The organism is Paraburkholderia sp. J11-2, from assembly GCF_905220185.1.
In the GTDB taxonomy this organism is placed as follows: Bacteria; Pseudomonadota; Gammaproteobacteria; order Burkholderiales; family Burkholderiaceae; genus Paraburkholderia.
On the sequence record NZ_CAJMYY010000009.1, the window covers coordinates 139,734 to 154,298 of the forward strand.

Sequence of the window (14,565 nt, forward strand, 5' to 3'; positions counted from 1 at the left end):
GATGCGATGGGTGCATCTTCCCGCCAGGCAGCATTCCACGGTAGCCGCATAGCCAGCATATCGGTTATGCTTCCAGCGTATGACCATCTTCAACGACCTCAGTCTGCTGCAGGCGTTCGTTTCCATCGTGGAAAGCGGCAGCATCTCCGCAGCGGCGCGCAAGCTGAACCTGAGCCAGCCCACGCTGAGCCGCCAGTTGCGTTCGCTCGAAGATCAGTGCGGCGCGGCGCTGCTGCGGCGCGACACACACCGCATGAGCCTCACGGAAACGGGCCACCAGTTCCTCGCCGACGCGCAGGCGCTGCTCGCGCTAGCCGAGGAGTCCGAGCAGCGCATGCGGCGCGACCAGAGCGCGCTGAGCGGCAATATCCGCGTGTTCTCCACGATCGACTTCGGCCAGTCCGTGGTGAGCCGCATGATCAGCAGTTTTATCCAGGCGCACCCGGCGGTGAGAATGGAGTTGGCGTACTCGAACCGACCGCTGCACATGATCGAAGAGGGCTGCGACGCCGGTATCGTCGCGGGCGCGCTCACCGACGATCGCGTCGTTGCGCGCACGCTCGGCGAGATCCGGCGCTATCCGGTTGCCTCGCCTGCCTTCCTGAAGGATCACAAGCTCGCCAGCAAGCCGGAAAGTCTCCAGGCCTTACCGTGGATCGCACTTTCGAGCCGGCAATTCGGCGGTTCGAGAGATGTCACGCTGTATTCGGGGGCCGCCACGCATACGCTGCAGATCGAGCCCGTGATGATTTCGGAAGGGGTGACGAGCATGCGCGAGGCCGCACGCATGGGGCTGGGCCTCGCCGTGTTGCCGGAATGGCTGATCGAGGAGGACCTGATCTCAGGCCGCCTCGTGCGCGTATTGCCGAAATGGCAGGCGAAACCGCTCGCCGCGCAAATCGTCTATCCGCTGCAAAGGCGGCTGCCGTTGCGCGTGCAGGCGTTGATCGAATTCGCGACGGAATATATGACGACGGTTCTGAAACCGCGCTAACGCCTGATTTCCTTTATGCGCCCCGGCGCGGCGCCGGGCCGCCGAACTCCGTAGCGCGCACGGCCTCGACCAGATAATCGACGAACGACACAATGCGCGCCGAGATCGCCGTGTTGCGGTAATACACGGCGTGAATGGGCTGCCGCACGTCCTGTGTCTGGCGCGCGAGCACCTGCACGAGGCTGCCGTTCGCGCGGTCCTGCGCCGTCATGAAGTCCGAAAGACACACGATACCCACGCCGGCGAGCGCGAGTTGCCGCAAGGTCTCGCCGCTCGACGACCACACATCGGGCTCGATGCGCAGCGGCTCGCCATCGGCGCCCGTGAGCGGCCAGACGTTGAGCGCTTCGGGCTGAGTGAAGCCGAGCAGCGTGTGCCTGCTCAAGTCCTCCACGCGCGCGGGCCGCCCGTGTGCCGCCAGATACTGCGGGCTCGCGAGCACCCGTATGCGGCTATTGCCGACCAGGCGGCTATGTAGCGTGGAGTCCTTGAGCCGCCCAATGCGGATCGCCACATCGGTGCGCCGCTCCAGCAAATCGATAATGCCCTCATTGCTGTTCAACTCCAGTTCCACCTGCGCATAGCGCTCGCGATAGCCCTGCACGAGCGGCACGATCACATGGAGCATGAAAGGCGACGCCGCATCCACGCGCAATCGCCCCGCCGGCATCTCGCGCCGCGCAAGCATCTGCTCCTCGGCGCCCTCCACCTGCGCGATGATGGCTCGCGCGTTGTGCAGAAAGGCCTTGCCCTCTTCCGTTAGCTCGAGCCGCCGCGTGGTTCTGCGCAACAAGGTCGTCTTGAGCTTTTCTTCGAGCCGCGCGAGCGTCCTGCTCGTGGCGGACACCGTGAGATCCAGTTGTTGTGCCGCCGCCGTGATGGAGCCGCTGTCCACCACCGTGGCAAAGGCCTGCAGTTCATCCAGAGTGATCTTCATTCTTGACTTGAAATCAAAACACTTTGGTTTATAGACCAGTTTTTCGTCAAAAGTAAAACCCGCACAATGCAGCGGTCCCAACTTGCCATTGCCCACCAAGGCACGACGTCATGCTCGAACGCGACCTCAGTCTACCCGCCACGGCCCGCCCTCGGCGCGCCGCCAACCCGCCTGCGCGCAGCGGCGCAGCGCTGCCGCTTCTGGCCCTCGCCGTTGGCGCGTTCGGCATCGGCACGACCGAATTCTCGCCGATGGGCCTGTTGCCCGTAATCGCCGAAGGCGTGCATGTGTCGATCCCCAGCGCGGGCATGCTGATCAGCGCCTATGCGATCGGCGTGATGGTGGGCGCGCCGCTCATGACGCTCGCGCTCGCCCGCTGGCCGCGGCGCACCGCGCTCATGGCGCTGATGGGCATCTTCACGCTCGGCAACCTGCTTTCCGCCATCGCCCCCGACTACACCACGCTGCTGCTCGCGCGGCTCGTCACGAGCCTGAATCACGGCGCGTTCTTTGGCATTGGCTCGGTGGTGGCCGCGAGTTTCGTGCCGCGCGAGCGCCAGGCAAGCGCCGTTGCGACGATGTTCATGGGCCTCACCATCGCGAACATCGGCGGTGTGCCGGCGGCCACGTGGCTCGGCGAGACCATTGGCTGGCGCATGTCGTTCGCCGCGACCGCCGGGCTCGGCGCGCTCGCCATTGCAGGCTTGTGGGCCGCGCTACCCAAAGGCGAAGCGGGCGACATGCCCAACCTGCGCGCCGAACTCGCCGTGCTCACGCGCCCGGTGGTGCTCGGCGCGCTCGCGACCACGGTGCTCGGCGCAGGCGCGATGTTCACGCTCTACACCTATGTCACGCCCACGCTCACGCATCTCACGGGCGCGACGCCCGGCTTCGTGACCGCCATGCTCGTGCTGATCGGCGTGGGCTTTTCGATCGGCAACGCGGCGGGCGGGCGTCTCGCCGACCGCTCGCTCGACGGCACGCTGCTCGGTTTTCTCGCGCTATTGATTGTCGTGATGCTGGCGTTTCCGGCGCTCGCCGCTACGCATGTGGGCGCGGCTGCGGCACTGCTCGTCTGGGGTGTCGCGACCTTCGCGGTCGTGCCGCCGCTGCAAATGCGCGTGATGCGCGCCGCTCACGATGCGCCGGGGCTCGCCTCCTCCGTCAACGTCGGCGCGTTCAATCTCGGCAACGCGCTGGGCGCCGCAGCGGGCAGTGCTGCGCTGTCCGCTGGTTTCGGCTACGGCGCGGTGCCGATCGTGGGGGCGCTCATCGCACTGGGCGGCGTTGCGCTCGTCGTCGTGCAGATCGTCGTGAAACGGCGCGCACGTTAATTCATTGTTAGTGCTCAGGTAACCCAATTAGTCACTTTTTAAGGAAAGCATCATGAGCCAGATTCCCGCATTCGGTCTTGGCACGTTCCGCCTGCAAGGGCAAATTGTCATCGACTCCGTGCGCAACGGCCTCGAAGTCGGCTACCGCGCCATCGACACCGCGCAGATCTATGGCAACGAAGCCGAAGTGGGCGAAGCGATCGCCGCTTCCGGCATCGCGCGCGACGAACTCTTTCTCACGACCAAGATCTGGGTCGACAATTACTCGCGTGACAAGCTGGTTCCGAGCCTGAAGGAAAGCCTGAAGAAGCTGCGCACCAATGAAGTCGATCTCACGCTGATTCACTGGCCCGCGCCCAACAACGGCGTGTCGCTGGAAGAATTCATGAGCGCACTGGCCGAAGCGAAATCACAAGGGTTGACGAAACAGATCGGTATTTCCAACTTCAATATCGAACTCACGAAGCAGGCCATTGCCGTGGCCGGCAAGGAAACCATCGCGACCAACCAGATCGAGTTGAGCCCGTATCTGCAGAATCGCAAGCTCGTTGGCTTCCTCCAGCAAGAAGGCATTCACGTGACCTCCTATATGACCCTCGCCTACGGCAAGGTGCTCGGCGACCCCGTGATCCGCGCGATTGCCGACCGACGCCACGCCACGCCCGCGCAAGTGGCGCTCGCCTGGGCGCTGCGCCTTGGCTACTCGGTCATTCCCTCTTCGACGAAGCGCGAAAACCTCGCCAGCAACCTGCTCGCGCAAACGCTGGAACTCACGAACGAAGACATGGCGCAGATCGCCGCGCTCGAACGCAACGGCCGGGAAGTGAGCCCCGAAGGCCTCGCTGCACAGTGGGATTGAAGCGGGATTGAAACAGCACGTTTTGCAATACGAAGGAACACCCATGCGTATCACCATTCCCTCGCGGATCGGCTTTGGCACGGCTCCGCTCGGCAACATGTACCGCGAGATTCCCGAAGAGGAAGCGCTCGCCACCGTTGAGGCCGCCTGGCAAAACGGCATTCGCTATTTCGACGCAGCCCCGCTCTATGGCGCAGGGCTCGCAGAACTGCGCCTCAGTGAGGCACTCGCGCGCCACCCGCGCAATGAGTATGTGCTGGGCACCAAGGTAGGCCGTCTCATTCTGGACGAAGTGGAGTCCACCACGGCGCGCGACCTCGGCGAAAAAGGCGGGCTGTTCGAGCACGGCCTGCCGAACCGCATCGTCTACGACTACACCGAAGCCGGCACGCTGCGCTCGATCGAAGACAGCCTCAAGCGTTTGCGCACCGACCATCTCGACTACGTCTGGATTCACGATCCGGCAGTCGATTTCCACGGCGAAGCATGGCGCGACGTATTCGACATCGCGATGTCGGGCGCGGCGAAGGCGCTCACGCGCCTGCGCGAAGAGGGCGTGATCAAGGCGTGGGGACTCGGCGTGAACCGCGTCGAGCCATGTGAACTGGCGATCGAGCGCGCCGACCCCGACGGCTTCCTGCTCGCCGGCCGTTACACGCTGCTCGATCATGCCGGCGCGCTCGAAAAGCTGATGCCCGCGGCTCAGGCGCGCGGACTCGGCATTATCGTCGGTGGTCCTTATAATTCCGGGTTGCTCGCAGGCGGCACGCATTACGAATATCAGAAGGCGCCGCAAGCGATGATCGATCGCGTCGAGCAGATCAAGGCAATGTGTTCGCGTTACGGCGTGGATATTCGCGCGGTTGCGCTGGCGTTCTCGCTTGCTCACCCTGCGGTGGCAGGCGTGATTCCCGGTGCGAGCCGCCCCGAGCGTATTGCGGAAAATCGCGCGCTCGCAAATTGCGCGATTCCCGCCGCGCTTTGGGACGAACTCAAATCGGCAGGCGTGATCAGCGCGAACGCGCCGACCCCGCAGAACTAACGCATGGAGCTGCCAACCATGGCTAACGTTAGCGTATCCATCGAAATCGCCGCGCCCGTCGAATCGGTCTGGGCGATGCTCGGCGATTTCAACGGTCTCCCCGCGTGGCTCGAGTTCGTGCGTTCGTCGCGGCTTTCGGACGGCGGCCGCATTCGCCACCTCGAAGCCATGGGCGGCGCGATCATCGTCGAAGCCCTGCTCGAGCACAGCGCAACGGAAAGGTTCTATCGCTACGCGATCGTCGAAGGCCCCGATCCGGTTTCGGATTATGTGGCGACGCTTTGCGCACGGCGAATCGATGCGGACACAACGGCAGCCACCTGGGCGAGCCGGTTCGAGCCGCGCGATGCGCACCAGGCCGCGTCGCTCGTCGGGCACTACGAGGTGCTGTACCGTGCTGGACTCGATCGCCTCAAGACGCTAGCCGAGGCGCGCGCCTGAGCGCGACCAAAGGCGCGCCGCGTTACATCGACGATTCGAGCATGGCGCGGTAATCGGCTTCCGAGGCCTCGCGCGGATTGGTCTTGTGGCTGTGATCCTTGAGCGCGCCCTTGATGATCTCGGGGAACATCCCAGCATGCACGCCAAGCTGCGCGAGGCCGGTCGGCAAACCGAGCCGTTCGGTCATCGTGCGTACCGCGTTCGCCACTTCGGCGCCGCTGCCCAACCCCATCGCCGTCGCCAGACGGTCGAGCTTGCCTTCGTCGCGCACCGAAGGCGCTGGCTCGTTGAACCGCAGCACCGCCGGCAGAAAGATGGCGTTCAGCGTGCCATGATGCAAGCGCGGATTGATGCCGCCGAGCGAGTGACTCAGACTGTGCACGCACCCCAGGCCCTTCTGGAACGCCAGCGCGCCCTGCATCGAGGCGCTCATCATGTTCAGGCGCGCGACGCGGTCGCCGCCGTCGCGCGTTGCTCGCTCGATATGGCGCCACGCGCGCCACAATCCGTCTAGCGCAATGCCGTCAGCGGGCGGATTGAAGGCGGGCGCGAGAAAGGTCTCCATGCAATGGGCAATGGCGTCCATGCCCGTCGCCGCCGTCAAGACCGGCGGCAAACCCAGCGTGAGTTCGGGATCGCAAATCGCCACACGCGGCACGACATAAGGCGAGATTACGCCGACCTTGCGGCCATCGTCGAGAATCAGGATCGCGCCGCGCCCCACTTCGCTACCGGTGCCCGCTGTCGTCGGCACCGCGATAACCGGGGCGGTCTTCGACGTGATATTCGCCGCTCCGCCTTCAATCACCGCGAAGCGCTGCAATGGCCCTTCGTGCGTTGCGCAAACGGCCACGCCTTTTGCGAGGTCGATTGCCGAGCCGCCGCCAACGGCGACAATGCCGTCGCACTCGCCGGCGCGGTAGGCCGCTACGGCCTCACGCACCGCCGCCTCATTCGGATTGGACGGTGTGCCGTCATAGATCGTTGCGCTCGCAACGCCTTCCAGTGCACCGAGGACGCTATCGATGATCCCCGCTGCGCGCACGCCCTTGTCCGTGACGATCAACGGCCGGCTGACGCCCACGCGTGCGCATTCGTCCTTGAGCAGACGGATGGCGCCAAATTCGAACTGGATCTGCGTGACGTAGTTGATGAGGGACATAGGATTGAGCTTCAGTTATAGTGAATTCAGCCATTGCGGCAGCAAGCTCTCGAGACTGCAATTTGATTACCGCATTTCGGCCGCATAGTGCTATTGTTTCGGGCCAGTATAGGGAGACGCCCATTACGCGGTAATTGAGAAGATTTGATATAGCTATAACTTTTCCTCAACCCCATGACCCCGTCGCTCAATTCGATCATCTCCCGCCTTCATGTGAAGCAGCTCCGTCTCCTGATCGCGTTGGGCGATCACGGCTCGCTGCTGAAAGCCGCGCAACAGGTCGCACTCACCCAGCCAGGTGCGAGCAAAGCGCTGCAGGAGATCGAAACCACGTTTGGCACGCCGCTTTTCAACCGCACCAATCGTGGGCTCGAGCCCACCGAAGCCGGACACTGCGCGATCCGCTATGCACGCCTGATCCATACCGACCTCACTCATTTGCGCGAGGAGCTGGTCGGACTTTCGCGCGGGCGTGGCGGGCGTGTGGCGGTTGGCGTCATCATGGGCGCGGTGCCGCTGCTCACCGAGGCGATTTCCACGCTGATTGCGGCGCATCCGGAAATGTCGGTTGAAATAGTCGAAGACACGAGCGCGGCGCTCCTCAGCCAGATCGACGCAGGCAGGCTCGACCTGGCGATCTGCCGCACCACGGTCAGCCAGACGCCGCAGCACTACGAGAGCGTCAAGCTTCAGGACGAAACGCTCGCGGTGATCGCCAACGTGCGGCATCCGTTGCGCCGCGCGAAGAAGCTCGCGCTCAAGGACATGGAGAAGTACCGCTGGGTGGTCTACCGCGCGAACATGCCAATGCGGCTATTGCTCGAACGCGAGTTTCGCGAGGCCGAAATCCGCTTTCCCATGCACCTGCTCGAAACAACCTCCGCGTTCGCCACGCTCGCGTTGCTACAGGGCAATCCGTCGTTCGTCGCGCTGGTGTCCATCGACGTCGCGCAGTTCTTCGCCAGCCAGGAGATGGCCTGCATCCTCCCGCTGCGCCTCGCTTCGCGCAGCGAACCCTATGAACTCGTCACGCGCAGAGGCGCGCCGCTCGCGCCCGCGGCACGGCTGCTCATCGAGACGCTGTGCGACAAGCAGGGCATCGAATTCTGAGCGCGTTTCTGAGTGCGCGACGACCGAACCCGGGGAAACCCTGGCATTGACCTAAATCAAATCCCTCCCGCACAATGAACCATATCGTGGACTTAACGTCCATATTATGGACAAACGAGAGTAATTGATGACGGACAAAACCTATTCCCCCATGACGCCGTATCAGCTTCCGTTCCCCAAGGAAGCGCAGCAGGAAATCGTCATTCCCCACGCCATTCCCACCGACGAGCGCGTGTGGGTGCCCCAGGCCGAGAACGTATGGTTCCGCCCGTTGTGCCTGAACACGGCACAGGGCTACTGGATGAACTTGCTGCGCGTGCGTAAGTCAGGTGTCCTGAGCAGGCACCGGCATCCGCAGGCCGTTCACGGCATGGTGCTCAAGGGGCGCTGGCGCTATCTGGAGCACGACTGGGAAGCGACCGAAGGCAGCTACGTGTTCGAGCCGCCCGGCGAAACGCACACGCTCTACGTGCCGGAAGACGTCGAGGAAATGATCACCTACTTCCAGGTGAACGGCGTGATGTTCTATTGCGATCCGTGGGGCAACTACACGGGTTACGAAGACGTGTTCACGAAGATCGACATGTGCCGCAAGCATTACGCGGCTGTGGGTCTTGGCGAGGACTACGTGGACCAGTTCATTCGATGAGCCGCGCCCAGTATGATTTCACGGGGCGCGTGGCCGTCGTGACCGGCGCGGCGGGCGGCATAGGCCGCGCGATCTGCAATGCGTTCGCGCGCGGCGGCGCGCGCACGGTCAACTGGGACCGCGTGCCCGGCTCGCTCGATGCGCAAAATGCGCCGCGTCATATCGAAGCCGACGTCACGCGCCCGGAGACGATCGAAGCGGCGCTCGCCGCCACACTCGCTGAATTCGGGCGCATCGACTATCTCGTGAACAACGCGGGCTTCGCCGGCTCGACCGTGCCCCTCGACGCCTACGATCCCGCCGAATGGCAACGCATTGTCGACGTGAATCTGGTGGGCACCTATCACGTTTGCCGATACGTCGTTCCCGCCATGCGCCGCGCGGGTTCGGGGCGGATCGTCAATGTCGCCTCGCTTGCCGGCAAGGAAGGCACGCCGAACGCGTCCGCGTACAGCGCGGCGAAGGCCGGCGTGATCGCACTCACCAAATCGCTCGGCAAGGAACTCGCGCAAACGGGCATTCTTGTGAATGGCATTGCGCCCGCTGCCGTGGAAACGCCGTTGCTCGCGCAGATGTCGCCCGCCCACGTGCAGACGATGATCGACAAAAGCCCGCTCGGGCGCCTCGGAACCGTCGACGAGGTTGCCGATCTCGCGCTCTGGCTTTGTTCGGATTCCTGTACGTTCAGCACCGGTGCGACATTCGATCTTTCCGGCGGCCGTGCAACGTACTAGCGTACGAGCCGCCCCCCCCACACACACGATAACAGCCAAAAGGAGACACGCCATGATCAAAAAATCGCAACGGCTCAAACGCACGCAGACGATAGCCATCGCCTTTCTGACGATAGCGGGCATCGTGAATTATCTGGACCGCAGCACGCTTTCCATCGCCAATCATTCGGTGGCGGAGGAACTGCATCTGAACGCTTCGCAAATGGGCTTGCTGCTTTCGGCATTCTCGCTCGCCTATGCGTTCGCGCAATTGCCGGTGGGCGCTATGCTCGACCGTTTCGGCTCGCGCGTGATGCTCGGGCTCGGCATGCTGGTGTGGTCGCTGGCGCAGGTCACGGGCGGGTTCATCCAGACAATCAATCACTTTCTCGCGGCGCGCGTAGTGCTGGGCATTGCCGAAGCGCCGCTCTTTCCGGCGGGCGCCAAGGTCATACACGAATGGTTTGCCGTGCGCGAACGCGGCGCGCCAACCGGTACGTTCGTATCTTCCTCGACCATCGCGCCGATGATCGCGCCGCCACTCCTCACCGTGCTGATGCTCACGTTCGGCTGGCGTCCGATGTTCATCATCATGGGCGTGCTGGGCGTGCTCGTCGCGATCGGCTGGTATGTGGTCTATCGCAACCGCGACCAGGTCACGCTCACAGCCGAAGAAACCGCCTGGCTCGAAGACGGCGCCACCGAAGCGCCGAAAAAGAGTGCGCTGAGCTTCGCCGAGTGGGGCATGCTGCTCAAGCAGCGCAACACGTGGGGCATGATCTTCGGCTTCATGGGTGTGATCTACATGGTGTGGCTCTATCTCACCTGGCTGCCGGGTTATCTGGAGAAGGAGCGTCATATTTCCATCGCGCATACGGGCTGGCTCGTCGCCATTCCCTATGTGTTCGGCACGATCGGCATGGCGAGCAGCGGTTTTATTTCCGACTACCTGCTCAAGCGCGGCATGGCGCCCATCCGCAGCCGCAAGTGGCCGCTGTGTGTCGGCCTGATCGGCGCGGCGGCCTTCACCGTCCCCGCCGCCTACACGCCGAGCACCGCGCTCGCCATTACCTATGTTTCCGTTGCGATGTTCTTCGTGAACATGTCGAGCGGCGCGGCCTGGGCGCTCGTGAGCGTGGCGGCCCCCCGCCATCTCGTGGCGTCGCTTGGCAGCATGCAGAACTTCGGCGGCTATTTCGGCGGCTCGTTTGCGCCGGTCATCACCGGCATCGTGGTGGACCAGACGCATTCGTTCGTGAACGCCCTGCTCATTAGCGCAGCCGTCGCGTTCGCCGCCGCGTTCGTCTATCTCTTCGTCGTCAGGGAAGTCGCCCCCGAAGGCGAGCGCCAGGCGGCTGCTACCCAACTCACCTGATTCACTCATTCATTCGCACTACGCATCATGACATTCAAGGACAACTTTCTCGCGGGCAAGGTCGCGCTCGTGACCGGCGGCCACTCCGGCATCGGCGCGGCCATTGCCAACCGGCTCGCCCAACTCGGCGCACGCACGACGGCCGCGGGCCTGCCGCCTCCCGCCGGCACGCCCGACGCGCTCGATGCCGGCGTGCAGCGCGCCGCGCTCGACGTGCGTTCGACGGAAGACGTCACGCGGCTGATTGGCGGTTTCGAGCGGCTCGATATCGTCGTGAACTGCGCGGGCGTGATCAGCCGCGGCGAAGAGCACCAGATCGAGGCGTTCGAGCGCGTGCTCGACATCAATCTCAACGGCACCATGCGCGTGTGCGCGAGCGCGCGCGAATTGCTCAAGGCGTCGTCTGGCTGCATCGTCAATACGGCCTCCATGCTGAGCTTTTTCGGTGGCGGGCTCGTGCCGGCCTATAGCGCCAGCAAGGGCGGCGTGGCGCAGCTCACGCGCTCGCTCGCCATCGCCTATGCGCCCGACAACATTCGCGTGAACGCGGTTGCGCCCGGCTGGATCGCCACGCCGCTCACGCAGGCGCTGCAAGACGACGGCGGCCGCTCGCAGGGCATACTCGAGCGCACGCCGATGAAGCGCTGGGGCCAGCCCGAGGAAGTCGCGAACGTCGCCGCGTTTCTGTGCTCGCCCGCCGCTTCGTTCATGACGGGCGCGATCGTGCCCGTGGACGGCGGCTATCTGTGCGCCTGATCGCCTGAAATTGCGGGCATAATGGCGCCACACATGGTGCCCGCAAGCTTTCCGATGTCGACCACAGATTCTCCCGCCTCCTCCCAACCCGGCGACGCCAAGGGCGTTGCCGGCACGGCTGCCTTTTCGAAATTCATCGCCGTGCTTCAGCTCATTGCCGACGCCAGCACGCCGCCGAACATCGCGAAGCTCGTGGCCGCGAGCGGCTATCCGCGCCCGACCGTGCATCGTATCGTCGCCGCGCTGCAGGCCGAAGGGCTCGTCGCGGCCGTGGGCGGCGGCAACACCTTCGCGCTCGGGCCGCGTCTCGTGAATCTCGCGAGCCGCAGCTGGGAGCGCTCCGACCTGCGCATCGCCGCCGTCGACGCCCTCATGGAGCTGCGCAACACCACCTCGGAAACGGTGCATCTCGCCGTGCCCAGCGACGGCGCGATGGTGTACATCGAAAAGCTCGAAAGTCCGCACGCCGTGCGCATGGCCTCGCGTATCGGCACGCGCGTAGCGATCACGTCGAGTTCGGTTGGCAAAGCGTGGCTCGCCACGCTCACGCCTGCCGAGCGCGAGCCGCTGCTTGCGCAGGCGCCGCGCGTGCGCTTCACCGAACATACGATGACGGACCTCGACGCGATTCGCGACGAGATCGAACTCACGGCGCAACGCGGCTATGCCGAAGACCGCGAAGAAAACGAGCAATCGATCTGGTGTTACGGCGCGGCGATTCTCGGCGCCGATGGCCAGGCCGTGGGCTGCGTGAGCGTCAGCATGCCGATGTTTCGCCGCCAGGAAGACGCGCAACGCAGCTACATCGAACCGCTGCTCGCCGCGTGCCGCACGATTGCCGCGCGGCTTGGCCCCATTGCCACGCGTTAGTGCAATAGTCGCCGGGCTCGCCTGCTTCGCCTCTTGCACACGCCGCTCGTCGGCATTGCCTGAATATTTTGCCTGCCCGAAGCGTGTGGGCCGGGTACGTGTTCCCGCGGTCGTCGGCTATGCCATTACAATGAGCGTCTGGGGTGACCAGAGCTGTCTGCACACTCATATCGCGCCCGAACAATCCATTTGAACAGGCTTAGCAAGATATGCAAGCAGAAAACGAAAGACGCTCGGGAATCGCAACTCAGCAAAGCCGCTCCCGACGAGGGACCACGCTAATCCGGATCGCGGTCGCGGTTACGCTTCCAGTGCTGTTAACCGTGCTGTTCGTCTCAAAGACCATGACGAGGCCGGAGGAAGCAAGGCATACTCTCGCGAAACAGGACATTGCCACCATCATGCAAGCCCTGGATAGCTATCGTCACGACAACGGCCGCTATCCGACCCAGGCGCAAGGCCTGCGTGCGCTGATTGAAAAGTCCAACACCGATCCCACGCCAGGCGTCTGGAAGGAAGGCGGCTATCTTGCGCGCTTACCAGACGATCCCTGGGGCAATCCCTATCAGTATCTCAATCCGGGCGTGCATGGTGAGATCGATGTGTTCAGCTACGGTCAGGACGCCAGGCAAGGCGGCGAAGGCGACGACACCGACGTGGGCTCATGGGAATAGTTGCGTCGTCAGCTTCGGGCAAGCACTGGCGAGAAGCTGACGTTCCTCCGAAAGGCACGCGTTACTCCATTCACTCGACCACGAGCGTCGATTTCAAGCCAACCGCATTCGCGAGGTTGTAGACGTTAGGGGACGTCGCCATCACCGCGTCATGCACTTGCTCGAATTGCTCCCTGGTGCCGTTGCCCCTGATACGAACGGTGTACCGCAAAGACTCGTAGCCGTTCGCGATCTGCGGGTCGAGACCGAGAAAGCCCCTCAGGTCGATGTCGCCCTCGGTTTCTATCTCGAGCGACTGCAACGTGATCCCGCGGACGGCGCATTGTGCGACGTAGCCCACCGTCATGCACGCGTTCAGCGCCGCAATCAGATGTTCCTGGGGATTTGCAAACCGATTCGCACCGCCGAGTTCGCATGGCTCGTCGATATCGATCGTGAACCGGCGCGGCACCTGCTGGCCACCGATCGAAAACCCGTGGACCTCTGAGCGACTGCGCGTCTGGCCCATCCAGGCGGTCGCGACGCGCCAGTTGGTCGCCGCTTTCGACGTATCGCGCTTGACGTCTTCGATCAGCGCGAGCAGATCGTCGACGTTGAGCCCGTTGACGACGTTCGCTTCGGTTGACTGTGCATTGGCATTCATGATTCTCTCTCCTTGAACTTGAATGTTTCATTCACGTTGCGTCACGCTCAATGCAGTGTGGCGAGCGCAGCGCGGATACGCATTCCTTGCTCTTCGGAGACGAGCCGATCGAGCACCTGTGCGAAATGGGGATGATGCATGCCGGAATGAATGTACTGCCACCGGTAGGCGTGATGGAAATTCGCTTCGATTGACGTGGCTTCGTCCTCGTCGACCACGCGCCCGCAGTTCGCCATGAAATATCGCGAGTCCGCAGCCGCCTGCGCGCGCAAGAAGCCGTCGAACGCGACCACCAGGTCGATGAACTCGTTGACTGCGCTATCGCGCGCTGCATCCGTGAGGGTGGCGTCGTTTCGTTTCCACTCGAGTTCGTCGAGAATGGCGTGCTGACTTTCTTCCTTCCAGTGGTAAAGAAATACATCCTTGAACAGTTCGGATAGCTGATCGTCTGCATGAATACTCTGTCGATAGTGAATCTGCGAGAAGAGTTCGATATGCAGCGTCATGGCCTGCACCGCCCAGGTGCTCTTGCCAAGGACCACGGCGGCGAGCGCGTCGGGGTCGACGTCGAAGCGATAACCAGCAGGCAGCGTTTCGCCGATCATGTGCTCGATACGGCGGAACAGCGCCTGGTGTTTGAGCTCTTCGTCGCTGAAGCGAACGAGCGCTTCGAGCGCCACCTGATCGCCGAGCCAGTAGTCGCGGCTCACTTCCAGCACTTTGGCGTTGATGAAGCGCTCGACCAACCCGAACACGTTCGCGTAAGTGCGCCCCTGTATCTGGCTGACGAACCGCTTCTCGCTTTCCGAGAGCGTGTTGAAATCCGGCACTAGCGAGAGGCCGTCGGGCAAATATTTCTGGGACATATCGAAGGCACGGCCGCCAATCACGTCGCGGTCGATGTCCCAACTGACCCTCTTCGAAGCGCGAATGCATCGGGCGTACCGATCGCGATCGGACTCGGGCAATACCAGGTTCATGGAAGTTCTCCCAATAGAGACCGTGG

Annotated in this window: 16 protein-coding genes; 12 read left to right on the top strand and 4 right to left on the bottom strand. The window is 63.3% G+C overall.

Going from position 1 to position 14,565, the window contains the following annotated elements; translation table 11 throughout:
* Positions 1 to 79 precede the first annotated feature (79 nt).
* Entirely contained in the window at positions 80 to 994 is a 915-nt protein-coding gene (locus U5A57_RS14830) for a LysR family transcriptional regulator (protein WP_321912009.1), read from the top strand.
* 13 nt (positions 995 to 1,007) lie between these two features.
* On the opposite strand, the gene U5A57_RS14835 is transcribed toward U5A57_RS14830, so the two are convergent.
* Entirely contained in the window at positions 1,008 to 1,931 is a 924-nt protein-coding gene (locus U5A57_RS14835) for a LysR substrate-binding domain-containing protein (protein ID WP_321912012.1), read from the bottom strand.
* 110 nt (positions 1,932 to 2,041) lie between these two features.
* Here U5A57_RS14835 and U5A57_RS14840 point away from each other — a divergent pair, with 110 nt between their 5' ends.
* The 4 genes from U5A57_RS14840 to U5A57_RS14855 are packed head-to-tail and all read left to right on the top strand — an operon-like array spanning position 2,042 to position 5,607.
* A complete protein-coding gene (locus U5A57_RS14840; RefSeq protein ID WP_321912014.1) occupies positions 2,042 to 3,265 on the top strand; it encodes an MFS transporter in 1,224 nt (407 codons plus the stop codon).
* Between the two features lie 52 nt (positions 3,266 to 3,317).
* Positions 3,318 to 4,124: a 2,5-didehydrogluconate reductase DkgB gene (gene dkgB, locus U5A57_RS14845; RefSeq protein ID WP_321912016.1), complete on the top strand. Its 807-nt coding sequence runs from the start codon at positions 3,318 to 3,320 to the stop codon at positions 4,122 to 4,124.
* Positions 4,125 to 4,167: 43 nt separating this feature from the next.
* Entirely contained in the window at positions 4,168 to 5,166 is a 999-nt protein-coding gene (locus U5A57_RS14850; RefSeq protein ID WP_321912018.1) for an aldo/keto reductase, read from the top strand.
* An 18-nt stretch (positions 5,167 to 5,184) separates the two neighbouring features.
* Entirely contained in the window at positions 5,185 to 5,607 is a 423-nt protein-coding gene (locus U5A57_RS14855; protein ID WP_321912019.1) for an SRPBCC family protein, read from the top strand.
* 22 nt (positions 5,608 to 5,629) lie between these two features.
* Here U5A57_RS14855 and U5A57_RS14860 read toward each other — a convergent pair whose 3' ends face one another.
* Positions 5,630 to 6,769, bottom strand: coding sequence for an iron-containing alcohol dehydrogenase (locus U5A57_RS14860; RefSeq protein WP_321912020.1), 1,140 nt, complete (start codon positions 6,767 to 6,769; stop codon positions 5,630 to 5,632).
* 174 nt (positions 6,770 to 6,943) lie between these two features.
* On the opposite strand from U5A57_RS14860, the gene U5A57_RS14865 reads away from it, so the two are divergent.
* The 7 genes from U5A57_RS14865 (at position 6,944) to gspG (ending at position 12,916) form a co-directional block, all read left to right on the top strand.
* Positions 6,944 to 7,879: a LysR family transcriptional regulator gene (locus U5A57_RS14865; protein ID WP_321912021.1), complete on the top strand. Its 936-nt coding sequence runs from the start codon at positions 6,944 to 6,946 to the stop codon at positions 7,877 to 7,879.
* Positions 7,880 to 8,006: 127 nt separating this feature from the next.
* Complete coding sequence (locus tag U5A57_RS14870; protein WP_133181145.1) at positions 8,007 to 8,528, top strand: 2,4'-dihydroxyacetophenone dioxygenase family protein; 522 nt, start codon at positions 8,007 to 8,009, stop codon at positions 8,526 to 8,528.
* Positions 8,525 to 9,262, top strand: a complete 738-nt coding sequence (locus U5A57_RS14875; protein ID WP_321912023.1) for an SDR family NAD(P)-dependent oxidoreductase — start codon at positions 8,525 to 8,527, stop codon at positions 9,260 to 9,262. The genes U5A57_RS14870 and U5A57_RS14875 overlap by 4 nt, the downstream gene beginning before the upstream one ends.
* Before the next feature lie 52 nt (positions 9,263 to 9,314).
* Entirely contained in the window at positions 9,315 to 10,616 is a 1,302-nt protein-coding gene (locus tag U5A57_RS14880; protein WP_321912025.1) for an MFS transporter, read from the top strand.
* 27 nt (positions 10,617 to 10,643) lie between these two features.
* Positions 10,644 to 11,372 carry an SDR family NAD(P)-dependent oxidoreductase gene (locus U5A57_RS14885; protein WP_321912026.1) on the top strand — a complete coding sequence of 243 codons (729 nt, stop codon included), beginning with the start codon at positions 10,644 to 10,646 and terminating at the stop codon, positions 11,370 to 11,372.
* A 54-nt stretch (positions 11,373 to 11,426) separates the two neighbouring features.
* Positions 11,427 to 12,242: an IclR family transcriptional regulator gene (locus U5A57_RS14890; protein WP_321912027.1), complete on the top strand. Its 816-nt coding sequence runs from the start codon at positions 11,427 to 11,429 to the stop codon at positions 12,240 to 12,242.
* 209 nt (positions 12,243 to 12,451) lie between these two features.
* The gene (gspG, locus tag U5A57_RS14895) at positions 12,452 to 12,916 is read left to right on the top strand and encodes a type II secretion system major pseudopilin GspG (protein WP_321912028.1); all 465 of its coding nucleotides are present in this window, start codon (positions 12,452 to 12,454) and stop codon (positions 12,914 to 12,916) included.
* Positions 12,917 to 12,986: 70 nt separating this feature from the next.
* Here gspG and U5A57_RS14900 read toward each other — a convergent pair whose 3' ends face one another.
* On the bottom strand, positions 12,987 to 13,559 hold the full coding sequence (locus U5A57_RS14900) for an OsmC family protein (RefSeq protein WP_321912030.1): 573 nt from the start codon (positions 13,557 to 13,559) through the stop codon (positions 12,987 to 12,989).
* Between the two features lie 47 nt (positions 13,560 to 13,606).
* Entirely contained in the window at positions 13,607 to 14,539 is a 933-nt protein-coding gene (locus U5A57_RS14905; RefSeq protein ID WP_321912031.1) for a hypothetical protein, read from the bottom strand.
* Between the last annotated feature and the right edge of the window lie 26 nt (positions 14,540 to 14,565).